This is a genomic window from Paenibacillus sp. HGF5, from assembly GCF_000204455.1.
In the GTDB taxonomy this organism is placed as follows: domain Bacteria; phylum Bacillota; class Bacilli; order Paenibacillales; family Paenibacillaceae; genus Paenibacillus_AQ; species Paenibacillus_AQ lautus_A.
The window spans coordinates 55033-79893 of record NZ_AEXS01000009.1 but is presented as its reverse complement, the minus strand read 5'-3'; the positions used below and the strand labels follow the sequence as shown (position 1 = coordinate 79893).

The window sequence follows — 24861 nt, the reverse complement described above, 5'->3', positions numbered from 1 at the left end:
CCCCGGGGACGATCCTTTCCTGGTTATAACCCGTATTCGCAAAACAGTGGCGAATATCTCAATATAGCCGCTTGGACTTAACGGACGGTTATAGCAATGGAATCCGACTTGCCGCTCGTCCGGTCGGTTACGCTGACAACGGCATTTCCTCTTTGATTCGCGCGGGCAACTCCCTGTGCGTTAACGGAGATGATATGGGGGTTGCTGCTGCGATAGCTGAGTTTGGCGAGGGATTCCTTGCGGCCATCGGGGTGAAGAAGTTCAGCCCGAAGCTGCTGCGTTGTCTTGGAAGTCATTAGATCCTTGCCCAGCAGCCGGAGAAAAGGCTGATTTCCATCGAATACGGCCGTGACATGGAGCGTTTCAACGAATCCGTAACGTTGGTCCTTAACCGAGATCGCAGCGCTTCCCGGAGATATCGCCTTCATCCGTCCGGTTGAACTCACTTGAATGATATCCGGAGCATCGGATGTGTACGTCAGCTCTTCCGCCTGTTCACGCATCCCGCCCGGAAAGCCGTACCAGGCTTCGATTTGCCCCGATTCGCCCAGTTTGAGCTCATCCGAAGCTTCCACGCGCATTACGATCGGGGCTAGCGGGTACACGCCGACTTCGGTGAAGCTATTCCACGGGTTGGCATTATTTCCTTTGCCCAGTATCCGAATGTACCGGGCTGTCGTTTGCTCCACAAGAAAAGTTTCAGGCTGTACAGTCGTACCGGAAGTCAGCCCATTCTCGTAGATGGTCGACCATTCCTCGCCATCGACGGAGGCAAGAACATCAAACCGGTTTTTACGGGTATCCCCTAAATATATGGCCAGCGAAACAGCGCCCACTGGCTTCAGCTCACCCAGGTCAAGCTGTACGTATTCCGTGCCCGGCGCGGACCAGCGAGTGCTGAGGTTGCCGTCGACGGTATGTTCCGGAATGTTCGCCGATTCGGGAACGGCGCTCGCGGTAACCTGCTCCACCTGATATTTTAGATGGTTCGGCGGTTCGCCTATGGCGGGATTCCGGGTGAATTTGATGGTATATCTATTGCTCAGATTCGGTTGAGCGTCGTTCTGAATGACGATGGTTGCCGTACCCGGGATCGTTTCTGCCTGATCAATGGACACGGCATGCTCCGCTTCGGCCGTCACCACAGGCGGAGAGGGAGCATCAAACGGAAGTCCGACTTTATAATACGTGAATTCTGGACGAAACCCATGGAGCGGCATTCCGTCCATTAATAAACGGTTAACCATAGGTCGGGCTGCCGGTTCGGGCAGATCGCCGTCAGGTATGGTCCATTCCAGCAGAGGAGTATACCCCGTCTCCGCTGGAGGTATCGGATCGTTTGCGTATAAAGGAACCATGCGAACGGACAACCGGACATTCTGGACGTGCTCCAGGTGTATGGTCAGCTTGCGCATGCCTTCGTTGCTGGATTGGCCATCCGGATTCGGGGAGGTCGCCAGCGGCGCTGCATCCATGACGGAGAACCGGGCACCGGCCGGTCCTTCGACCAGCTCAACATACAGCCGCTTATCCAGTTGTGAAAGAATGGCGGCGCGTCCATTCGCAACAATCTCCACGTCCGCTCCGGTGTGCATGAACCAATACAGCTCTGAAGGAAGCTTCAGTTTCATCTCATCCTGGACGACCAGTTCGCGTCTATCGGCGGAGAGTTTCATTCCTCTTAACATCTCGCCTGCGTCTTTCCGGTACAGGTCGGTCATATCCAGAATCGTATAGGCTCCTCTTGGCTTCGATTCCTTTTTTATCGTAACGGCTGTGCCGTAAGGCTCTTGCTGAACAATCGGATTCTGGACGGGATTGATGACGATGGTATTATGTCCCTCGGTTTTTTTGCGGTAATACGTCCAGCGATTATAATTGTAATCCCAGAAGCCGGGCAAGCTGTAGGATTCGTTCCCCAGATCGGATGCCCACCTTACGCCCAACGCGTCAAAAACGAAGGTACCGCCATCCAGATCGTTATGGCTTCGCATCGTTTCGTTAACGCCTTTCATGGAAGCAAACAAGGCATAGGGATCATCCCATGCGCTCCGCATGGAGGCCGATTCAATGCCGGTGAAGAAACGATCCAGCTCCGTCGGAGCCGTTTCAAACATGCCAGGCTCGTAAAACACCAGATACAGAGGGTGGAAGTAGCCCTTGCGCTCATACAGATCGCCAATAAACCAGGCGTATTCAGGTTTATCGAAGAATGAGGCGAACCATAAGGATTCATACATGTTGTAGCTGACGCCGCCATCATAAAAATTGAACACGCCGCCTTCGCCTAGCAAATGATACGGATATGCGCCCGATGCCTCGTATCCCGGCAGCAGGGATAGCCCAAAATCGGTACCCAGGCTTTTATTCAAGCCTTGAATATACATGGCCAAGTATTGGCCTCCATAATGCCAATAAGCAGGACCTTCCGGCCAAGAACCGTCCTCGGTATAGTGACGGAGCGCATATTGCAGCTTCTGAAACGTGCTCTGGATGACTTCCAGAGCCTGATCCTCGGTCTCAGGCTCATCCGCAACGGTTAACGCAAGCAGGCCAAGGCCTCCGTTGTCTACCAGGTTAATGTTATTGTGCTCCCCGTTATGGCGGAATTCACCCCGGTACCAATCGAGCGCGACAGCAAGCGCATGATCCCGAATCGCCGCATTCAATTGGGCTCGCTGAGCTTCATTCAAATCGTCGTATATCCAATCGTAGGCCAACGCAACGGCAAAAGACAATTCGGACAAGGCAAGGATATTGTTGGTTCTGCCGCCCCAATCGGGGTAGTGCGTCATCGACTCCAGTTCCTGCCACGCACGTTCGGCATAACGGGATTCGCCGGTCAAGCGATACATGAGCGCGGTCGGAATCAAGCGGTCGCGCAGCATGTAGGCATTGCCCCCATTAGGTTGGTAGGTTAGCGGCGTAGTCGCAAGGACGGGGTCTGCTTGATTTCTCAAGAGTTCCATCCACTCCGTCATATAACGATCTCCGCTTGCCAGCAATTGCTTGGAGCGGTTCAAATCGTCCGTGGATGCGAGAAGACGGGGATGGGAACGGGCGTATGAGGCATGTAGCGATTCCGAAATTCGATCTGCCGTCGGCCCGACAAAGACCAGCATATCGCTTTCCGTACGTCCGCCACGTCCATCTTCAGCCGATACGCGAAAACGGTCGTACCCCAGATAGTCTTCATTGGGAGCATATCGATAAGTACCCTCGGCATCCACTTGAACCGTGCCCTGTGCCGGCGGTGCTTCAAGCTTCCATGCGATCGGATCTCCATCCGGATCCTCCGCTTTCTTGAATTGGCCGGAAAGGGAGGTGTTCATCGTCGTATAGCCCCATTCCAAATCCAGCAGGGGAGCAGCATTCACAGGGGTAACGTGGATCGTGCCCTGGCCGAATTTGGCGCCGCCCGTATCAGCCTGCAGGGCAGCAAACTGGAAGCGATCCGCTCCGCTAAAGCTGCTGTCGGGATAGTAGGTAAAGCTGCCGTTCTCCTTTACGGTAATCATGCCGTGCGCAGGCTTGGAGATGAGGAGATACGTAAGGTCGGCACCGCTGCTGTCGAGCGCGGACAGTTGCCCGAGCAAAGCTTGGCCTTGAGCCGTTTCGCCTTCGTAATCGTCCACCAGCAAGGTGTCCGGCGCATTGACGCTAACCGCTATTGAGGAGGTATGAGCACCGTCATAAGTCGCTGCCGTTACGGTTGCAAGTCCTGTGGAAAGGCCGGTTACGTCACCTTGATCCGTCACTTCCACGACTTCCGGATTGGACGCAGACCACTGCAGCTGAGGGGGAGGTGACGAGCCTGGCTCATAACGGACGGAAGGTGTTATGGTCTCGCCCGTATTCAGATAGGCCACATCCGGTTCGATCGCGATGGATTGAAGCGGCTCCTCAACCAACACATCGTCAAACCAAGCTTTGCCCGTTCCGGTTTCCAGAAACAGCTCAACGGTCAATAGGGGCGGTGAGGCTGCATTTTCCGGAACGGTGAATAGCTTCTCCATATAGGTCCAGTCTTGGGTGCCCTTGAGCGTTCCGACATGAACCAGCACATTGCTGGTGCCGGTTCGCTTCATTTGATATCGAATGAGTGCGGCATTGCTGACGGACTCCGTTTTGACCCAGCCGCTGATCCGATACGTTTTCCCGACCTCTACCGGGATGGACTGGGTTATGGCTGCCCGGCTGGCCGTTCCTGCGGGACCTTCGATGCTGACCGATTGTTTCCCGGACTTGAATATTCCCGAATCTACTCCCAATATGGGCGAGCCTGTTGGAAGCCACTGTCCCCAATTTGCCGGCTTGATTCCGCCTGACCAACTGGACCCCGCCTCCGTTGCCTCAAAACCGCTGTTCACAAGCAAACCCTCCTGTACCTGATCTCGTTCGCCCTCTGCCCATGCCAATGGGGGCGGCAAAAAGCCATGAAGCCCCGTAATCAGCATGAGTACAATCAGAGCCATTCGTTTCACATCCATTCCCTCCCGACTGATATCGATTTCCGGTCATGAAACCGGAACACTTCCATCGTAGAGGAAGCCGCAGCGTTCGAGTATGATACAATTTCGTGATGCATTAACATTTTTGAAGAAAACCTGTTCATGTTAAATAAAAACAGTATGATGTAATTAATGTAAGTGCGGAAAGAACACATCTAAAGAATGGAAGGAATGAGGGTATGGGGAAATTGACGACAACCACTGCAAGAAATGAGCGTTCCAATCGCGTATCCGTGTTCGTTACGTTGCTCATGTCCTATCTTGTGGTACTGCTGATCCCAGTCATCGTGTTCTGGGGTCTGTATACCCAAATCGAGCGAATTATGATCGAGAATGCCAACAACTCCAACATGGCACTCATCGAACAGGCCAAGCAGGTCGTGGACAGCCGATTGGATGAAATGCATTTGATTTCCCGAAACATTACTTCACATCCGAGACTGGATGCGCTGTTAAAGGCAGGATCCCCTCAAAACGGAGCGGAGCACTACAATTACTACACCTTCATGCAGGAAATGCAGCGGTACCGAAACAGCAGCAGTTTTATCACCGATTTTTATGTATATCTTGATGAGAGCGATACGGTTCTCAGCCCAACCTTAAAAACGACGTCCAGCGTCTTGTTCTCCGATATCTACGGATATGAAAGCTTAACCTTTCAACAATACCAAGCGGATATACTGCGCGGCGTTCATTTCAACCGGTATCTGCCCGTAACGGAGGTCGGCAAAGGCCTAAACCAGAAACGAATGCTCACATATATGCAAACGCTTCCATTTGGCGAGAAAAACAACCCCAAAGGCGCCCTTGTCATGCTGATCGACGAAAGGCAGATTACAGGCTTGCTCGAGGAGATCGTGAAAACCAACAACGGAACGATATCCATTAAGGATGCCAGCGGTCAAGTGATCCTTCGTGCCGGTGAAACCGGAGTATCCAATATGAGTAAAGCTGAGGATAAGCAGGCCGTCATGACGGTATCGTCCAGATCCGCGCGCAGCGGGTGGGAGTACGTGTCGGTCGTGCCGGAAAAAGTGTTTATGGAAAAGGTGAATATGGTCAAACGAATGGCCGCCGGCGTTCTGGTTATCTGCCTGGCCGCCGGAGTTGCCGCTTGCGCGTACATGACGTACCGGGCGTATTATCCCTTGCGCGACATTATCCGCTTTATCCGCCAATCCCATCCGGTCAAGGAAGGAAAGGTACGCAACGAATATGATTTCATCAAATCCACGATGGCCGATTCCTTTGGCAAGCAGACGGAGATGAAGGAGCAATTGTCGAGGCAAACGCCGGTGATCCGGTCCAACTTTTTGCAGCGTTTATTGAAGGGAAACGTGGATGCGGCCGATATGTCGGAGCATGCCCTGGAATTCATGGGGATATCGTTTCCGTTTCCCGGCTTTGCCGTTGCCCTGATCGAGCTGAGGGATGCCAGCGGGTTCATTCATAACGAACGGGAAAGCGAATGGGCCCTGATCCGCTTTGTCACCGGGAAGGTGGCCGAAGAAATTCATCCCTTTACCGCGTATTCCGTGGATCTGGAGAAGAACCAGGTTGCCATAATTCTGAATATGCCGGAACCTCTGCAGGACAAGGCGGGCGAGCTGTACGATTGGGCGGAACAAGTGAAGCTGGTGATTGAACAGCGCTTCAAATCCGAGATCACGATCGCGATCAGCGATATCCGTTCGGATCTTGGATCTTTGGCCAGCGGATATACCGAAAGCTTGAAGGCGCTGGAATATTCCATTTTTACGGCCTATAAACCGATTTTATTCTACGATGAAATGAAGCAGAAAACGGGGGTGTATTATGATTTTCCCATTGAGACGGAAATTCAGCTCATTAACGCCATGAAAAGCGGGGATACGGATAAGGCTCAGGATATCATTCAAAGTCTGTACCACAACAACTTCAGCGGTCAATCCATCTCGCCCGAGCTCGGCCGACTCATGTTCGCGAACCTGCTCAGCACGATGTTCAAGCTGCTCAATGCCTTAAATTTGAAATACGAGGACGTATTCGGTCAGGCAGGCAAATCGATCGAAGACATTACCGAAGGCAGCACGGTAGAGGAGCTGTACCGGGAAGTGAAATGGATGTTCGGCCAGGTCTGCCTGTACGTCAGAGACCAGAGAGGCGATTCCTCCTCGCAGCTCCTGGATAAGATAAAAAGCTACATTGCAGAGCATCACGACGATGCCATGATCAGCCTGGCTTCCATTGCCGAGCAGTTCGATATCACGCCGCCCTATCTGTCGGCCTTCTTCAAGAAGAACAGCGGGACCAATCTGACCGATTACCTGGCCAAAATTCGGATCGAGCGCTCCAAGGAAATGATGCGGGATGCCAAAAATACGATTTCGCACATCGCCCGTTCCGTCGGTTATACCAGCGATGTCGGCTTTATCCGGGTATTCAAGAAATACGAAGGGATCACCCCAGGAAAATACAAGGAAACCCTGCATTCCCTATCATCCACCTTAAGAAATGATCATCTCAATTCTTAATCGCTGTATATGGATCCAGAAACTGTACGATATACGTTGAAAGCGCTTCAGCATTAATATTTGAGTCAGGGCCGGCATCAACTCGGCCTGAACATTTCGGATGATCATTCATTTAGGAAAAAAGGGAGGCGTCGTGATTTGAAAACAAACCGGAAACGTATGACGAGGCTGGCCATCTTCATGCTGATTGTGGCTATGATTGCCGGGTGCAGCGGAAAAGGCTCGGGAGCCGAGGAGGCTGCCGGCGACAAAGGCAAGGAAGGAACGGGCGTTGCCTCAGGCGGAGAAACGGGGTATCCCGGCCAGCTGACTTATTGGGTATCGCTGAATGCCAACGCATCGGCAACGATGCAGGATATGAACGGCATTGCCGCCTATCAGGAAATGGAGAAATTGACAGGGACCAAGGTTAAGTTCCAGCATCCGCCGGCAGGGCAGGAGGCCGACGCATTCAACATTATGGTCTCGTCGGGCAACTTGCCGGATGTCGTGGAGTATGGCTGGGCCAACGTATCCGGAGGGCCGGATAAAGCGATATCGGACGGTTCGATCATTCGCCTGAATGAGCTGATTGAAGAGCATGCTCCGAATTTATCGAAACTGCTGAACGAACACCCGGAATACAAAAAGCTGATTACGACGGATGATGGAAACATTTACGTTTTCCCGTTCATTCGCGGCGACGAATATCTGCTGACCTTTAACGGCCTTATCATCCGCAAGGACTGGCTGGATCAGCTCAAACTGCAAGTGCCGGAAACAATTGACGAGTGGTATGAAGTATTGAAGGCAATCAAGACCCAGGATCCCAACGGGAACGGCCAGGCGGATGAAATCCCACTCCTGCTTGATATGGATATGACGGGTATCAACCATGCGTTTGTCGGCGCGTGGGGAATTACGACAGGATTTTATCAGGTGGACGGGAAGGTCCAGTATGGCCCTATCCAACCGGAATTCAAATCTTATTTGGAGACGATGAGCAAATGGTATGCCGAAGGCCTGATCGATCAGGATTATGCGGCAACGGACGGGACGCTCAAAGATGCCAAAGTGACCAACAATCAAGTGGGTGCCTTCTCCGGATACATGGGCAGCAGCCTCGGCCGCTATTCCGAGCTCATGCTAAAAAGCAATCCGGACGTCGAACTGGCGGGCGCACCGAACGTTGTGCTGAAGAAAGGGGACACGCCCCTTCTTGGACAGAAGGATTCGCCGTTCAACGGATTTGGGGCGGCTGTGACGAAAGCGAACAAGTTCCCGGCGGAAACGGTGAAATGGCTGGATTACAAATATGGGGAAGAAGGGCATATGCTGTTTAATTTCGGGGTTGAGGGAGTCAGCTACGAGATGAAGGACGGATACCCGACCTATACCGAAGAAGTGATGAAAAATCCGGATGGGCTGTCAATCACCCAAGCGTTGTCGAAATACAACCTGGCCAGTTATTCGGGGCCTTTCGTTCAGGATCGCCGTTACGTCGAGCAGTATTCTGCGCTTCCTCAGCAAAAAGCGGCCATTGAGACATGGATGAAGGCGGAGAACGACCGTTTGATGCCGATTATTTCGCCAACGGCAGAAGAGAGCACGCGTTATGCCTCGATCATGAACGATATTAATACGTATTACGAAGAAATGATCAACAAATTCATTATGGGCGTGGAGCCGATCAGCGGCTTCGATCAATTTGTCCAAACGGTACAGGGAATGGGGATCGAAGAAGCGCTTCAGATTCAGCAGTCTGCGCTGGACCGATTCAACAGCCGGTAAGTTTTGTAAAAGCGCATGAAGAGGGAGAACAGGGGCGATCCTTAGCCTTCTTCATGCGGGTTATTTTTCACAGAGGAGGGCATACGGTGCAGCTAAAGGAAGAAACAAAACGCATGACGATACAGAGTAAATCCGAGAGCTTCAGCGCAAGAGCAGCGAAGGACTTTCGCCGGAATTCCACGATCTACCTGATGCTGCTGCCGGTTGTGGCGTTTTATGCCGTGTTTCATTACGGACCGTTATACGGCCTGCAGATTGCGTTCAAGAACTTCTCCGCAGGGCTCGGCATCTGGAATAGCCCATGGGTCGGCTTTCAACATTTCAGCGATTTTTTTAACGGATTTTTCTTTGAACGGGTCGTTTCCAATACGATTATCCTTGGCGCGTACGATCTTATCTTCGTATTTCCCGCCTCCATCGTGCTGGCCTTGATGCTGAACGAGGTGCGACATCGGATCTTTAAGCGGACCGTACAATCCATTACGTATATTCCCCATTTCATTTCCGTTGTCGTTGTTGTCGGGATGCTGGTGGATTTTTTGGCGGTGGACGGCCTGATCAACCATATCATCACCTACTTCGGCGGCAAGCCGATTTCGTTCATGCGGCTGCCGGAATGGTTCCGCACCATCTATACCTCATCCGCGATCTGGCAAGGGATTGGCTGGGGCTCCATCATTTATCTGGCAGCCATCTCCAATATCGATCCGTCCCTGTATGAGGCGGCGAAGGTGGATGGTGCCGGCCGCTGGAAGCAGATGCTTCAAATTACGCTTCCGGGCATCCTGCCGACCGTGATCATTCTGCTTATCTTGCGGATCGGTTCCTTTATGGCGCTGCAGGATGAGAAGATCCTGATCATGTACAACCCGGTCATCTACGAGACGGCAGACGTGATCGGGACTTATGTCTACCGCAAAGGGATACTGGAAGCAAGCTACAGCTTCAGCGCCGCGGTCGGCATGTTCAATTCCTTGATTAACTTTGCGCTGCTCATTGGAGCCAATTATCTCAGCAAGCGGTTTACCGACACGAAGCTGTGGTAGAGAGGGGGATCTCATGCGAACTACTAGATCGGTCAGTGAAATCCTGTTTGATTCTGCGAATGTCATTCTATTGTGTTTGTTATCGATCATAACGTTATACCCGTTTCTCTACGTATTGTTTGCTTCGATCAGCACGCCGGCCGAATTCGTTCAGCACCGGGGCATCCTGCTGTGGCCCAAGGGTTTCTCGCTGGATTCCTATCGGATGGTATTCGAGAACCCGAATATCATCCGAAGTTACCTGAACACGATATTTTATGTGGTCGTCGGCACGACGCTGAACATTCTGATGACGGCTCTCGGAGCCTATGGCTTATCCAGGAAAAACGTGATGTGGAAAGGCGCCATCATGATGCTGATCGTGATGACGATGTTTTTTGACGGCGGGCTCATCCCGAAATACCTGCTCGTGAAAAATATGGGTCTGCTTGATACGTACTGGGCACTGATTATTCCAAGCGCCATGACGACATGGAACTTGATTATTATGCGAACGGCATTTCAAGGGGTACCCGATGCGCTCGAGGAATCCGCGCGGATCGACGGAGCCACCGACTGGACCATTCTGTTCCGGATCATCATCCCGTTATCGCTGCCGGTCATTGCGGTCATGGTGCTCTTTTACGGGGTGTGGCATTGGAATAAATGGTTTGATGCCCTCATCTATTTAAGGGACCGGGACTTGTTTCCGCTGCAGCTGATCCTGCGCGAGATTCTGATCCAGAACGATACCAGCAGCATGATGACCTCGGTAGGAGGGGGAGATCGGATGCCGGTTGGCGAAACGATTAAGTATGCGACGATTATGGTGGCGACGCTGCCGATCTTGTTTCTATATCCGTTCTTGCAGAAATATTTCGTGAAGGGCGTCATGATCGGCGCCATCAAAGAATAGGAGGTATGTGAACCATGTGGGAACAGGCCATCATGGATGCGGTAGAAAAGACCCAGAGGAACATCGGTTTATATCCGATGAAATTCCCTCACATCACGGCGGAGAAGCGATACGAGTGGGGAGAAAGCAATGACTGGATTGAAGGATTCTACACCGGGATGATCTGGCTGTGTTATGAATATACGAAGGACCCGTTGTTTAAGGATACGGCAATCGCTCAATTGGAGGATTACAAGGCGCGGCTGGAAGAGAAGCGGCATCTGGATCATCATGATATCGGATTTCTATACCTGCCCTCCGCATTGGCCGCGTGGATCGTGGAAGAACATGAAGAGGGCAAACAGCTGGCGCTAAAAGCAGCCGACCATCTGATGCTGCGCTGGCGGGAAGAGGGTCAGTATATTCAAGCCTGGGGCCGGAAGGGCGACGAGAAGAACGGCGGCCGTATTATCATCGACTGCATGATGAACATACCGCTGCTGTATTGGGCGTATGACCAAACAGGCGACGAACGCTACAAACGCGTGGCCGTCGCGCACGCGGAGAAGAGCCGCCGTTATTTAATGCGAGGGGATGATTCTTCATACCATACCTTCTACTTCCAGCCTTCGGACGGGAAGCCCATCGGCGGTGGGACGCACCAAGGATATCACGACGGCTCCACCTGGACGCGCGGGCAAGCATGGGCCGTTTACGGATTTGCGCTTTCCTACCGTTATACCCGTGATCCGAAATATTTGGATACCGCCGTGCGAGCCGCCCGCTATTTTATCGAGCATTTGCCGGAAGACCATGTCGCCTATTGGGATTTTGACGTTCCGATCGAAGCGGGTACACCTCGCGACAGCTCCGCTTCCGCCATCGCCGCATGCGGGATGCTGGAGATCTTGGAGCACCTGGAAGAGGAAGATGGCAATAAAGGGCTATTGACAGACGCCGTCGAGAAGTCCATGATCTCCCTTGTAAACCGTTATTCCACCATCGGTGAAGCTGCCGAGGAAGGCTTGATCAAGCATGGTTCCTATTACGTCAGAGGCGGGATGGGGCCGGACGATTACATGATCTGGGGGGATTATTATTATCTCGAGGCCTTGCTGCGACTGACCAAAGGGATACCTGGCTATTGGTATGAGAGAGTATAGTAGAACCGGATCCGTGAACTATAACAGGGATGCCGCAATCTGTGCGGCGTTCCCTTTTTTGTGTAAAATAGGATAGGATCATTGTTCACAATATACTCATTAGCATTGATGGAACGTCTTTGTTATGATGGGGAAGATTCAAATTTAAGATAAATGGTTTGGAGGAGATAGGCATGTTGAAACATGTGAAAACTTCGGTTCTGCTGACCTTGGGTCTGCTGCTTGTACTGGTGTTCCCAACAGCAACGTGGGCGCATTCCAAGCTGGAATCCAGTACGCCCGCCGCGGACGCCAAGATCACGGAAAGCGTGAAGGAAGTCAATCTGTCATTCAATGAAAATATCGATGAAAATTTAAGCACCCTCAAGGTGAAGAATGCGCAAGGCGAAGCGGTAGAAGTATCGGAAGTCAAGGTTAACCAGAACACCATGGCTGGAACGCTGGCAGCACCGCTTCCATCCGGTTCTTACACGGTGGAATGGAAGATCGTTGGCGGAGATGGACATCCCGTTGACGGAACGTATGCTTTCGAAGTCGATGCACCGGAAGCGGAAGCTGCTCCTGAGACTCCTGCCGACACCGAAGAAACGCCTGTGGATACAGGAAATACACCGGATGAAACAGCACCGGCGGATGATACAGCCGCAGGCAACGCAGATCAGACGGCGGATACGAATCAGCAGACGGAGAACACGCCGGCTAATGACACATCCGAAGGAAACGGGTCGACCGTGTGGATCGTCATTATCGTCATCGTGGCCGTTGTCGCAGGATACTTTGGCATTAAAGCATCCCGGAAGAGAAAGTAATGTCTTATTATTGGTTAAGCGAGCCGTTTTTATATTTAGCATACGCCATTCTGGCCGGGATCACGGTGCTGTCCCTGGTACCGAAGGCTTATAAGCCGGATATTTCGGTACCAGCCTGGCTCGGGCCAGCGGCGGGGGCAGCCATCATCCTATTCGGATTTGTGCCGCTGCTGCAAATCATCATGTTCTTCAAGGATGATATCGGATTCTGGCAGTCCTTTAACAGCATCATGTTCAAATTCAGCGAGGGCGAGCGTTATGCCTGGATACTGGTTCTTTCGATCCTATTGGGGGTACTGACCCTGATCGTCCGCCGGAAACCCGGCTCTCCCTTACGCTGGCTTATGCCCGCTGTTCTGTTGGGCATTGCCGTCGCCATGTCTTCGTTCAACCACGCTGCATCCCTGTTCGATGGCGCTGGACAGCTTGCTTTCTTCGGCCATTTCACGGCGATGGCCATATGGACGGGAACGCTGCTGCTTACAGGATGGTTCAGCACGGAACATGATCGCTGGAGTGCGTTTCTCCGATGGTTCCATCCAGTAGCCATCGCCTGCGTCATCCTTGTCATCGGATCGGGTCTGTTCCTGATGACGGCCGTGACGCCAGAACCCGTAAACAGCTGGACGCTGTCCTACGGTCAAGCCCTGCTGGTCAAGCATATTCTCATTCTGCCGCTGCTGGTGTTCGCGTTCGTTAACGGTTATCTCGTCAAGCGCAAGCTGCGCAGGGATACAAGCTATCGACCTGCGGCATGGGCACGAAGCGAGGGAATCCTGATTTGGCTGATTTATATCGTCACCGGCTACATGAACCAGCAGCCGGCGCCGCACGAGGTCGTGGATACATTGGCGTCATATGGTCCTGCAGCAACGTTTGTTTGGTTCCATCCCGGGTTTACGATCGGTGAATTGGCCTTTACGTGGAGCTGGATCGGGATACTCTGCCTGTGCCTTGGGCTTGGTCTCCTCTGGAATGTCGTGAACGTATTTCGCAGGAACCGGGCAGCAGCCGTCGGGCTGTTAAGCGGGATAGGCGCCGTTGTGCTGATTTATTGCGGTCTGATGTTCTCGGTTACCGCCGTTTAATTTGTTTTTAAGTGAAAGGTCCTTGCTGTTTAGTCAGCAGGGCCTTTTTTTGGTATGGGAGCAATGATAGATGGCTGGATAAAGATGGTATACTTGGGTTGAAGATCGAACATGCACCGACTCTTGAACTGGGGGGAAGTTATGATATGGAAAAAGTGAAATTTATACGCTTAGCATCTCTTCCGGATGCATCCGTACTGGCTCGATTAAACGAGGAGTTTAATGGGGATGAGATGCCGCTAGGGGAAGTTGAACATAGTTTGCAACAAGCGGATGAGATCGTGGCCATAGCTTATTTAGGTGATGATCCTGTAGGATTTGCCTGCGCGCAATTTTTTAAGTCCTTTTGTTACCGGGAGCTTGTCGGCGAGATAACGGAAATGTACATTCAGGAGCGGGCCAGAAGGCAGGGGCTGGCAGGAATGCTGCTCGTTTTTCTGGAGGAACAATTGATCGCTCGCGGAGTGAGAACGGTCAAGGTGCTTACGGGTCATAATAATCACCAAGCCATCGGAGCATATGAGAAATCAGGTTATAAGCGGGAGGATGAAGTGCTTCTGGAGAAAGAGCTGGAGTAACAAGACGTGAAAGCATCCAAGATATCAGATAAGGGTCAGCTAATAATGAAGCATATTCAAAAGCATGATGATCCTTATGTAGCTCGGACATCATGCTTTTATTTTTTGCTGGAGAATCCGGTCATTTATCCATGATGCTGCGTTTCTGAGCGATATTGACCCGGCGTGAGTCCCGTGCTTCGCTTGAATACCGAGTTGAAGGAATGCATGTCCTTGTAACCGACCTTTTCGGCGATCATACTGATTTTATCTGCCGTGGTTCTCAGCAGCTCGCGGCTCATTCGAATGCGTACGGTCTGCAGATAATGATGCCAGCTCTGGCCTGTATATCTGCGGAACAATCGCTGAAGATGGCGTTCGCTGAAGCCGCTGATCTGCGCAAGACGCGTCAGCGTGAGCTCATGCATGTATTGTCCCTCCACGTATTGAAGGACATCATGAAAAGAGGGATGCGAAGGCTCCGAGGTCATAGGCTGCGAATGCTCGATGGCCCGGCTGAACTCAATGATCAGCTGTAACAGCAGCGTATGCAAATAGACGGCTGAGCCGCTGATTTGCATGGCATATTGTTCATAGAGGGAGACGAACAGCTTCTCGAAACGGTCATGCCGATCCGTAATGGCGCGGTACCCAAGCGAGCCGTCTTCCATCTGTTTCAATAAGGAGGCTGTCCTCGAATCGGAAGCAAAGGCAATCAGTTTCGGAAGGAGTTTAACGGAGAATATGCAATTGTTCACGATGAGCGGCTTCCCGTTCGAAGAGGTAGGCCGAAATACGTGAGGCATTCCGAGCGGTATATAGAACATATGACCTTTGCGAACACGCTGCACCGAGTTCTCCATGTGATGGAAGCCTTCTCCTTCAGCAATATACGTAATTTCCAGAAAATCATGGTTATGGTAAGAACCAGTAAAATTCTCCGCGTTACGATTTACATACATCAGGGTGTCATCCCGAAAAAAATAATCTCCGTAATAGGTTTCCATCGGTCGTTTCATCCTGTTTGCTCCTTTTCATTGATCGAGGATGGATGTCCGTTTTACCGCATTAAATTGTCCGTTATCCCCATCATCCTGCTTGGAGGTTCACTTATAATAATAGTTGAAACAGGCACAGAAATGAAAGCGAATATCAAGCCAAGCGGCTAATTCAAACGGATTGTTGAAGCAGCCTTCTTGAAGTGAACGGAGGAATAAGCATGTTCAGCGTAACGGATGTACGATGCGAATATCTTCATCAACCGATAGGTATCGGAGAGCGAAAGCCGCGCATCAGTTGGAGGTTGGCCTCGGACGAAAGAGCCGTCAGTCAAACCACTTATGAGATAGAGGTTTCCATCGAGAATGAATTTGCCCAGCCCTGCTGGACATCAGGGAAAACAGCCTCGTCGCAGTCGGTTCATGTGGAATTAACGGGGCTGAGCGCAACATCATGTAAGCGCTATTTCTATCGTGTGCGTGCTTGGAACCAGGCCGGAGAAATGACGGAATGGTCAGAGACGGCCTACTGGGAGACAGGAAAGCTGGAAGGAGAGCCATGGGTAGGACAATGGATATCTGCACCACGATCCTTGCTGCCTGCTGACGCCGGTCACCTCCCGCTGCTCCGCAAGAGCTTCAGCTTAAAGTCGCCCATTACGAAAGCAAGAATATATGTCACGGCGCTGGGCCTTTACGAACTTGAGCTTAACGGACAGAGAGTAGGAGATTGTTATTTCACCCCAGGCTGGACGAGTTACGATCATACGATTCAGACGCAGACCTACGACGTAACCGAGATGCTGAAATCTGGCCAAAACGCGATCGGCGCTTGGCTCGGTAACGGTTGGTACAAGGGACAGCTGGGGTGGGAGGATCGGCACGCGATTTATGGAGATCGATTAGCGCTTCTGCTGGAGCTGCATATCACGTATGCTGACGGCAGCGAAGAAGTGATGGCAACCGATTCAAGCTGGCAGTCGGCCAAAGGCCCGATCACCATGTCGGAGCTATATCATGGTGAAACCTATGATGCGCGCCTCGAACTGGAAGGCTTCAGTACGGCAGGTTATAATTCCGATGATTGGCATGGCGTGGAAACGATCGACCACGGTTACGACAAGCTGAAGCCCCAGATCAACGAGCCCGTGAGAGCCGTTCAAACGGTGCGGCCCGTGGAATGTCTGACCACGCCCAAAGGTGAAACCGTCATCGACTTCGGGCAGAATTTGGTAGGCTGGGTCCGATTTAGCGTGACCGGTGCGGAGGGCATAACGGTGACGCTGCAGCATGCGGAAATACTGGATGCCGAGGGCAACTTTTATACGGAGAATCTCCGAACCGCTAAACAAACGATTCAATACACGTTAAAAGGCGGCGGAAACGAAATCCACGAGCCTCATTTTACGTTCCAAGGGTTCCGATACGTGCGTTTAGACGGTTTCACGGAAGAGCAGCTGGACCTCCGGCATTTCGAAGCGGTCGTGCTCCATTCGGATTTCGAAGAAACCGGAACCTTTCAATGCTCGGATCCCATGGTGAATCAATTGCAGAGCAACATTCGATGGGGACTGAAGGGGAATTTCCTCGACGTGCCCACGGACTGCCCGCAGCGCGACGAGCGGCTTGGCTGGACCGGCGATGCGCAGATGTTCATCGGGACGGCGGCCTATCTTGCCAACATTGCGCCTTTCTTCACGAAATGGCTGTCGGACCTGGCCGCGGAACAGCGCGATGACGGAGCGGTTCCATTCGTTGTTCCGCATGTGCTCGGCGATGAAGCCTATGCTTCGGCCGCCTGGGGAGATGCAGCGGTCATTTGCCCGTGGACGGTGTACGTCAATTTTGGCGATCGACGGATATTGGAGCGTCAATACGAGAGCATGAAGCGCTGGGTCTCCTACATTCAAGCTCAAGGGGAGCATGAATATCTGTGGAATACCGGCTTCCATTTCGGCGATTGGCTGGGACTGGATGCGAAATCCGGGGACTATGTGGGGGCTACTGAACGGGACTTTATCGCTTCGGCGTTTTATGGTTATTCGGTGGAACTGCTTAGAAAAACGGCGGTCGTATTGGGACGAGAACAAGATGCTGCCCTGTATGCCGAGCTTAAAGAAAAGGTTGTCGCTGCATTCCGTAACGAATTCGTGACCCCGTCCGGAAGGCTAGCGGCGTCGACGCAGACCGCGCACGTACTTGCGCTTATGTTCGGACTGCTGGATGAGGCGGCGGAAAAACGCGCGGCGGACCGTCTTTATGCATTGCTGGAGGAGAGCCGGTTTCATTTAACGACCGGTTTTGTGGGCACACCTTATATCAATCATGTGTTAAGCCGGCACGGCATGCACGATGCGGCGTATAAGCTGCTGCTGCAGCAGGACTATCCTTCATGGCTGTATCCGGTGACGAAAGGCGCCACGACGATATGGGAGCATTGGGACGGCATCAAGGAAGACGGCAGCTTCTGGAGCCGCGACATGAATTCATTCAATCATTATGCATACGGAGCCATCGGCGAATGGCTGTATCGTTCGGTTGCAGGCATACAGACCGTGGAGGATGCGCCGGGATATAAACATATCCGGTTTGCGCCTGTACCGGGCGAAGGCCTGACATGGGCGGAAGGCAAAATCGATACGATGTATGGAACCGTCCGGTCATGCTGGCGGATGGAAGATGATGGCGAGTTTCAGTTGGAAGTGTGCATTCCGCCTAATACGACTGCTGAAATTTGCCTGCCGGGTGTTTTTGACGTTTCAAACGTTATGGAAGGCAGCACGATCCCTCTAAACGAAGCAAAGGGGATCCATTCCGCAGTTGATGGCGAAGCGGGTGTTGTGATTCAAGCGGGCTCGGGGGAGTATACGTTCCGTTATGTATACAACAATCCTAAAGCGAAGTAAGGCATGATAGCAGGAGACCAAAGTTCTTTATCGCGATGGACGCGGTAAGGAACTTTTTTTTCGTATCCAGGCACATTTCTGGGCGAATGCACATACGATACAAAGTGATCTTAAGGAAGCGAGGGGAACTCTGTGGCAGTCATCAAAGCGAACTCGAATGATGTGGATCTTCTGGCAAGATTGATCCGCGCAGAGGCAGAAGGCGAAGGTGAGCAGGGCATGCTCATGGTAGGGAATGTCGGGGTGAACCGGATACTGGGTAACTGCCTGGATTTTCGAAACATCCGCAACATGAACGATATGGTTTTTCAGAGCCCGGGTGGTTTTGAAGCAACACAGAAAGGCTATTTTTATCAACGGGCCAGGGATCGGGATCGTCAGCTAGCCCAAAGGGTCATTAATGGGGAACGCATATGGCCGGCTAGCAACGCGCTATGGTTCTTCCGCCCGGCAGGGGACTGCCCGGCAACCTGGTACAATCAGCAGAACACAGGCCGATTCAAGGCACACTGCTTCTTCACCCCGACATATGCCGATTGCCCGTCCGTTTTTTGATTCATGTTATACAACCGCTTCGGCGGGAGTTATAAATTAAAGGAGGAAATTACTTATGTACAATCAAGGTGTGCCGCCTGTGAACTTCATGAATGGAGTCCGTTATCCGGGAGTGCCGAACCGCGGGACCGCTGGTTATACGGCAAACGTTCCACCGCAGGTGCCCAGCGGAAGCCCAATGACGCCGGGAGGCACCGTTGTTCCGGCACCGCCGCAATTTGAACAATCTTACGTGGAGAATATCCTTCGATTGAACCTTGGGAAGCAGGCAACGTTTTACATGACGTATGAAAACAATTCGCAATGGAATGCCAAGGTGTTTACGGGCATTATCGAAGCCGCCGGTCGCGATCATATCGTCATCAGCGAACGGACGACAGGGCGCCGGATCATCCTGCTGATGGTGAACCTGGACTATGTCGTGTTTGACGAGCCGCTCAATTATCAATATCCGGGCGTGATCGGCAATCCGCCTCCAACGGCAAGATAAACCTATATTTGCGAATGCCCCAATAACCTTCGTTTACACCGATGTGAAACGGAGGTTATTTCATTTGGCCTTGGCAGAATATTCAATGGCATGCGTTTTTCTAACGCCACTGCGCGCGGCCGCATCGTATTATTTTAACATTTTGAATGTTTATTCATAGAATCGTTCAATTCATCGGAAAACGAGTGTTAACGGCTGAGAATCAAATTAAAGCTCATAACAACGATGATTAATGTCATAAGACAACGTTTGACTGTGTATCGTAGTACTATATAATTACTTATATAGCTTGAATAAGTCGGAATAAGACAAGGAGATGAGACCATTGGGAAGTTGATGCGTAGTCCGAACACGCTGTTATGCTTGATGGCACCACACATTTTTAATAACCGAAGGAGGTGTTCCTATTCGTCATAGCATGCTGTATGGCGGGTAGGAGATCGATTGAGTGACCCCTTACCGAGTTTGATAAGTTTAACCTTGGTATTGATTCTCGTCCTATTAAACGGATTTTTTGTATCGGCTGAATTGGCTTTTGTTAAAGTGAAGAGCAGCCGGATTGACGCTCTGGTTGAAGAAGGACATAGACGTGCACAATTTGCACAGAACATACTGAAGAACCTGGACGGATATATATCCGCGTGCCAGTTTGGCATTACCATCGTGTCCATCGGCCTTGGCTGGATCGGCGAGAGAACGATTTCCGCCATGATTACGCCTTGGTTCAACGGAATAGGGTGGAGCAACACAGCCGTTCATGCGGTGTCCTTGGTATTAGCCTTCATCTTGATCGCACTCATGCATATCGTATTCGGTGCATTAGCGCCTAAGACGGTGGCCGTACGCAAGGCGGAACAAATCACGCTGCTGTCCGCAGGCCCGCTGCGGGTATTTTACACCATCATGTTCCCGTTTATCTGGTTTGCCAATGGGCTTTCCAATAACGTTCTCCGCATATTCCGGATGAAGCCGGTGGTTGAACGCAATGTTCATACCGAGGAAGAACTGCGGGATATGATGAAAGAGAGCAGCGAGAGCGGTTTGATGGATAGCACGGAGATGACACTGGTAGACAACATTTTTGAATTTGCCGATACGACGGCAAGGGAGATCATGATCCCCCGTACAGAAATGATCTGCTTATACAACAATCTTTCATTGGAAGAAAATCTGAAGATTGCAAGCGAGGGCATGCGAACCCGTTATCCGATCTGTGACGAAGACAAGGATCATATCATTGGCTTTATTCACATTAAAGATCTGATGCGCGGCTTTGCTGGCGACCAGCTTTCCCTGATTCGCCCGATCATTGCTGTTCCTGAGTCGATCAAGATCAGTGAACTGCTGCGAAGAATGCAGCGGAGCAAGACGCAAATCGCCATTCTTATCGATGAATACGGCGGGACTTCGGGACTCGTGACCCTGGAGGACATAATGGAAGAAATCGTCGGTGAAATTCAAGACGAGTTTGACGAAGAGCGTCCTGGCATTGAAAAGGTGGGGGAGGATGAATACTCCATTGATGGATTGATGCTGATCGATGAAATCAATGACCAATTTGGTCTGAATGTGGATACAGAAGATTACGATACCATCGGTGGATGGCTGTCTGCGCGCCTTGAGGTGCTGCTTCCGCACAAAGGCCAGTCTGTTTTATACGAAGACTGTCGCTTTGTGATCGAGGAGACCGAGAATAAACGCATCTCCCGGATACGCCTGATCAGGCAAGAGCAGCAGCTGATACAGGAAGAAGCGGGCGCGTAAACTGGATATTAGAAGAAGCAGCGACATTTTATGTCGCTGCTTCTTTTTATTTGCAGAAAAGTTTCAAAAATTATATCAAACCGTGAAAAATTAGAAACTTTTACGCTACTACGACGTGTTAAAATATGGATGTTCCTATCATATTGAAAGAAAGGTGATATTATGTCGAAAGTACGCAGTCCAAAACGTATAGCTTCAGCACTTGCAGTCAGTGTTTTATTAAGTTTATCCCTGGCAGGAGGGGCTTACGCGGACTCCGCTGCAGACATTGCACCCGGTGCTTTGACGACTCCGCCTCCGGTTGAAATGAATTTGAATTCTTCCATCAGCCTCTTAGCGAATAAATATCTGATCAACTACTATTCTACGATTAGTAAGGCAAGCGGTACCCAAGTGAGCATCAACGGATTTACCGGCGCTGGACAAGCCGTAGATAGCATCGGCATTAATTATGTTCTACAGCGCTGGACAGGGTCGGCTTGGGTGGATGCTGGCAGTGCATATGAAAACGGAACCAACAAGCTTTCGCTTAGCGGCACCAAAAATTTCAACGTTCAGGCAGGCTACTATTACCGTGGCAAAACCATTCATTGGATTAATGAGAACGGTACATATGAGGAAGGGACTTATTATACGAACTCGATATTAGTAGAGCAGTAATTTCGATAGGTTATAACAAAGAAGGACACTTTATGAAAGTGTCCTTCTTTGTGTGTGCAGGTATGGTTTTAGTGTATGCTGTTGGCGATTTTAATGAATTCTTCTCGAGAAAACAATCCGCTAATGTTCACCAATATTTTGTCATTGTCATGCAAAAAGCGGAGGTTGGTTTCAGTCAGGTAGGCTACGGCTCCAGATTTCAGCTTCAGCGTCTCGGTAACCTTTCCTCCAAGGCCGATGGACCGTTCTGCCGTCATGTCGATTAAATCGATGTAGAATACCTTTTCATCCGCATTCTTGTAGTGAAGATGAAGATCCAGGATCGGCGCGTTCTCGCTTTCCGCGATTCCCGTCGCCTCATAGAACTCAAAGCCTGGCGGAATATAGCCGACTTCAGGTATCTTGAATAATACGCGCTTTTGCGATTCGATTAAGGATTCGTCGGAATCCGTAAAGGGAACGTCTTTGGTTTCCACCAATTCAGCGGGCGGTACTTGATCGGCGTTATCTGGCGTAGGGCTTATATCCGGCGGAGGGGCAGTAAGGGCCTTGCTGGGATCGACGGGCTCTTTCTTGCCGAATATCTGGCCCGTAATGCCATTGCCCCAATCCACGATTTGCTGATAGATTGGCGATACGGCTTGCGTGACGGTAGGCTGGGAGAACACGAATGCCCCGAATGCCATGGAAGCTGCGATAATACCGGCCAACTGAAATCTGCGGCGTCGCTGTTTCCGATTGTTAAGTTTCTCGACCTGCAGCTTGACTTGCTGCCAGGATTGTCGCTTGGATTCGTCGTCAGTAGGGAGTGAGGAACGTGAAGCTGCACGATCAAAGGCTTCATCAAAGGCCTCATCAAACCAATCATCGTATTTTTCGTTGCTCATCCAATTCACCCCACTCTCTATACAGCATTTTCTTAACGGATTCCCTGGCCCGGAACAAACGCTGCTTCACGATCTCTTCGCGAGTATTCAGCAGCTCCGCGATTTCCCTGTAGGTCAGGCTGTGCTTCCAACGATACTCAATCAATAGCTTGTATTCAGGCTTCAATTGGTCGAGGTACTGCCCGATCGATTCCTCCAGCAAATTCGATTCCACCTGGTGTTCGACGTTCGTGGAAGAAACTACCACGTCCTCTTCATTAATAAAAACACTATCGACATCCACTTGGTTACGGTATTTTTTATTTTTCTTAAATAATTCATGGTTGAGTTTTTCGCGACGACACGGAGCCAGCCCCGCATCTTGCTTTCCGTTTCGAACTTCGGCTTGCTTGTGATCACTTTGATAAAGGACTCCTGAATGATATCCTCAACAGCAGCATGATCCCGTACGACATACAGTATTTGCCCATAAACGAGGTCATAAAATTCATAATAGATTTCTTCCTGAATAGGTTCGCTCAGATCAGCGAAATCTGCTGCAAGGAGGAGCTGTAATCGGTTGGACACGCGATAATCCCCTCTCTGGTGTAACCATCCTATTTCTCTCATCATTTTACAACATATCGGGTAAAAAAGCCCTACAAATTCTAGTAACAGCCGACTCTGGAGACCCTAGGCATCCCGGCTTATCCTATTGAATTCATGGTATTGGGCCCGCTTTTCGCCTCTGTTATCGGCAAGCCAATGAGCTGCGCCCATCTCTTCATCATATGCTCGGCCATCAATGGGTATTAATCGAATCTGGGATTGACTCGGCAAGAGAAAGGGCGGGGATGGACCAGATAAAAACAGGGCAGCCTCTGAGAATCAGGCTGCCCTGTTGACTTAATCGAATGCTGAGTTGCTAGTCATGGTAACGGGAAATATGGCGATTATGCCCAGTTACCATCGATGAAGACCGGCTCTTCCTTGCCATCATGCGTGATTCCCGTAATCTGAAGCTCCTTGGAGCCCATCATGAAGTCGACGTGCGTAATGCTGGTGTTCAGGCCGCTTGCCTGGAGCTGTTCGGACGTCATGGTCTTGCCGCCTTCAAGGTTGAAGGCATATGCGCTCCCGATGGCCAGGTGACAGGATGCATTTTCATCAAACAGCGTATTGTAATACAGGATGCCGCTTTCCGAGATCGGGGAGCGATGGGGGACAAGAGCCACCTCGCCCAGATAATGCGACCCTTCGTCCATGGAGATCAGTCGGGTTAAAGTATCCTGGCCTTGTTCGGCGGAAAAATCGACGATGCGCCCTTTCTCGAACGTAATCGAGAAATTGTCGATGATGTTGCCGCCGTAGCTCAAAGGCTTCGTGCTGCGTACGGTGCCGTTGACGCCGGTTTTGAGAGGGGCGGTGAATACTTCCTCCGTCGGGATGTTGGCAACGAAGCGCTCGCCTTTTTCGTTGTGGCTGCCCGCCTGGGCCCATATATGACCCTCCGGCAGCTCGATTGTCAGATCCGTTCCAGGTGAAGTGAACCGGAGCTTGTGATATTTCTTGGCATTGAGTTCATCCGATTTGCGCTGAAGGGTATGGATATGCTCCTCCCACGCTCCAATAGGATCTTCCAGGTCCGCGCGAACCGCGTGGAAAATCGCGTCCCACATTTTGTCCACCTGCTGGTCGGCAGGAACGTCAGGAAACACCTTGGAAGCCCAATCGGGGGAAGCGTACGCAATGCCGGTCCAGCTCATTTTGTCGGCCTGCTGGTATTGCCGGTATTTCGACATGGCTGCGCCATATGTACGTTGATAATTGGATATACGCTCGGGATCGACTCCTTTTAACAGGTCGGGGTTCGAGGAGAGGATCGTCAAGAAAGCGGCTCCTTGTTCGGCAAGTTCGGTTACTTCCTCTGCGTAATAAGTCGGCGGTTCCAAAAAAACTTCGTCGGGCGCCAGATCGTACCGAATCCGATTCACGATCTCGTCACTGTAATTCACTTTCACTTGCTTGGCACCCGTTTCGTAGGCTTTCTTCACGATCAGGCGCACCAGCGGCGCCGCATCGATCATGGCGTTAACCACCAGCGTTTGTCCCGGCTGCACGTTGGCGCCGACCTTGACGGCTAGCTCCGCATAGCGTTCCAATTTTTGTTCAAAGCTGGACATGACAGACCCTCCATTTCTTATATGCTGCCTCATAGCAACTTCAAGCGTTGTTTAGATTATCGCACAATTTTTAAGTTTGTAAATCAACCTCGGGTCAATTAAAGTCCG

At 51.2% G+C, this 24861-nt stretch carries 19 protein-coding genes; 13 read left to right on the top strand and 6 right to left on the bottom strand.

Translation table 11 applies throughout. From position 1 onward, the window contains the following. Positions 1-77: 77 nt before the first annotated feature. A complete protein-coding gene (locus HMPREF9412_RS01260) occupies positions 78-4490 on the bottom strand; it encodes an Ig-like domain-containing protein (protein WP_254663974.1) in 4413 nt (1470 codons plus the stop codon). A gap of 200 nt (positions 4491-4690) precedes the next feature. Between HMPREF9412_RS01260 and HMPREF9412_RS01255 the strand changes: the two genes are divergently transcribed. The 8 genes from HMPREF9412_RS01255 to HMPREF9412_RS01220 all read left to right on the top strand — a co-directional run bounded on the left by HMPREF9412_RS01255 (position 4691) and on the right by HMPREF9412_RS01220 (position 14352). Beyond that, on the top strand, positions 4691-7024 hold the full coding sequence (locus HMPREF9412_RS01255) for an AraC family transcriptional regulator (protein ID WP_009589370.1): 2334 nt from the start codon (positions 4691-4693) through the stop codon (positions 7022-7024). Between the two features lie 138 nt (positions 7025-7162). Further along, positions 7163-8794, top strand: a complete 1632-nt coding sequence (locus HMPREF9412_RS01250; RefSeq protein WP_009589395.1) for an extracellular solute-binding protein — start codon at positions 7163-7165, stop codon at positions 8792-8794. Positions 8795-8880: 86 nt separating this feature from the next. After that, positions 8881-9840 carry an ABC transporter permease gene (locus HMPREF9412_RS01245; protein ID WP_009589453.1) on the top strand — a complete coding sequence of 320 codons (960 nt, stop codon included), beginning with the start codon at positions 8881-8883 and terminating at the stop codon, positions 9838-9840. A 13-nt stretch (positions 9841-9853) separates the two neighbouring features. Then, positions 9854-10735 (top strand): carbohydrate ABC transporter permease, encoded by an 882-nt coding sequence (locus HMPREF9412_RS01240; RefSeq protein ID WP_009589481.1) that lies wholly within the window; start codon positions 9854-9856, stop codon positions 10733-10735. 14 nt (positions 10736-10749) lie between these two features. Continuing rightward, positions 10750-11877: a glycoside hydrolase family 88 protein gene (locus HMPREF9412_RS01235; protein ID WP_009589431.1), complete on the top strand. Its 1128-nt coding sequence runs from the start codon at positions 10750-10752 to the stop codon at positions 11875-11877. Positions 11878-12050: 173 nt separating this feature from the next. Beyond that, positions 12051-12686: a copper homeostasis periplasmic binding protein CopC gene (gene copC / locus HMPREF9412_RS01230; RefSeq protein ID WP_009589429.1), complete on the top strand. Its 636-nt coding sequence runs from the start codon at positions 12051-12053 to the stop codon at positions 12684-12686. Then, positions 12686-13774: a copper resistance D family protein gene (locus tag HMPREF9412_RS01225; protein ID WP_009589379.1), complete on the top strand. Its 1089-nt coding sequence runs from the start codon at positions 12686-12688 to the stop codon at positions 13772-13774. The genes copC and HMPREF9412_RS01225 overlap by 1 nt, the downstream gene beginning before the upstream one ends. Before the next feature lie 146 nt (positions 13775-13920). After that, positions 13921-14352: a GNAT family N-acetyltransferase gene (locus tag HMPREF9412_RS01220; RefSeq protein ID WP_009589425.1), complete on the top strand. Its 432-nt coding sequence runs from the start codon at positions 13921-13923 to the stop codon at positions 14350-14352. 125 nt (positions 14353-14477) lie between these two features. Here the strand turns inward: HMPREF9412_RS01220 and HMPREF9412_RS01215 are convergent, their stop codons facing one another. Next, on the bottom strand, positions 14478-15350 hold the full coding sequence (locus HMPREF9412_RS01215; RefSeq protein ID WP_009589387.1) for an AraC family transcriptional regulator: 873 nt from the start codon (positions 15348-15350) through the stop codon (positions 14478-14480). A gap of 200 nt (positions 15351-15550) precedes the next feature. On the opposite strand from HMPREF9412_RS01215, the gene HMPREF9412_RS01210 reads away from it, so the two are divergent. The 5 genes from HMPREF9412_RS01210 (at position 15551) to HMPREF9412_RS01190 (ending at position 21704) form a co-directional block, all read left to right on the top strand. Further along, the gene (locus HMPREF9412_RS01210) at positions 15551-18235 is read left to right on the top strand and encodes a family 78 glycoside hydrolase catalytic domain (protein WP_009589437.1); all 2685 of its coding nucleotides are present in this window, start codon (positions 15551-15553) and stop codon (positions 18233-18235) included. Positions 18236-18367: 132 nt separating this feature from the next. After that, positions 18368-18790, top strand: a complete 423-nt coding sequence (locus tag HMPREF9412_RS01205; protein ID WP_009589484.1) for a cell wall hydrolase — start codon at positions 18368-18370, stop codon at positions 18788-18790. A gap of 88 nt (positions 18791-18878) precedes the next feature. After that, entirely contained in the window at positions 18879-19280 is a 402-nt protein-coding gene (gerQ, locus tag HMPREF9412_RS01200; protein WP_374705876.1) for a spore coat protein GerQ, read from the top strand. 444 nt (positions 19281-19724) lie between these two features. Next, the gene (locus tag HMPREF9412_RS01195; RefSeq protein WP_009589420.1) at positions 19725-21044 is read left to right on the top strand and encodes a hemolysin family protein; all 1320 of its coding nucleotides are present in this window, start codon (positions 19725-19727) and stop codon (positions 21042-21044) included. Positions 21045-21206: 162 nt separating this feature from the next. Then, the gene (locus HMPREF9412_RS01190) at positions 21207-21704 is read left to right on the top strand and encodes a hypothetical protein (RefSeq protein WP_009589388.1); all 498 of its coding nucleotides are present in this window, start codon (positions 21207-21209) and stop codon (positions 21702-21704) included. 68 nt (positions 21705-21772) lie between these two features. Here HMPREF9412_RS01190 and HMPREF9412_RS01185 read toward each other — a convergent pair whose 3' ends face one another. The 4 genes from HMPREF9412_RS01185 to HMPREF9412_RS01175 form a co-directional block, all read right to left on the bottom strand. Beyond that, positions 21773-22591, bottom strand: a complete 819-nt coding sequence (locus tag HMPREF9412_RS01185) for a DUF4367 domain-containing protein (RefSeq protein WP_009589415.1) — start codon at positions 22589-22591, stop codon at positions 21773-21775. Continuing rightward, positions 22569-22874, bottom strand: coding sequence for an RNA polymerase sigma factor (locus HMPREF9412_RS33160; RefSeq protein ID WP_254663973.1), 306 nt, complete (start codon positions 22872-22874; stop codon positions 22569-22571). Before HMPREF9412_RS33160 ends, HMPREF9412_RS01185 begins: the two co-directional genes overlap by 23 nt. After that, positions 22832-23158 (bottom strand): RNA polymerase sigma factor, encoded by a 327-nt coding sequence (locus tag HMPREF9412_RS33155; RefSeq protein ID WP_009589449.1) that lies wholly within the window; start codon positions 23156-23158, stop codon positions 22832-22834. Before HMPREF9412_RS33155 ends, HMPREF9412_RS33160 begins: the two co-directional genes overlap by 43 nt. Positions 23159-23523: 365 nt before the next feature. Beyond that, a complete protein-coding gene (locus tag HMPREF9412_RS01175) occupies positions 23524-24753 on the bottom strand; it encodes an aminopeptidase (RefSeq protein ID WP_009589428.1) in 1230 nt (409 codons plus the stop codon). Positions 24754-24861: the final 108 nt, after the last annotated feature.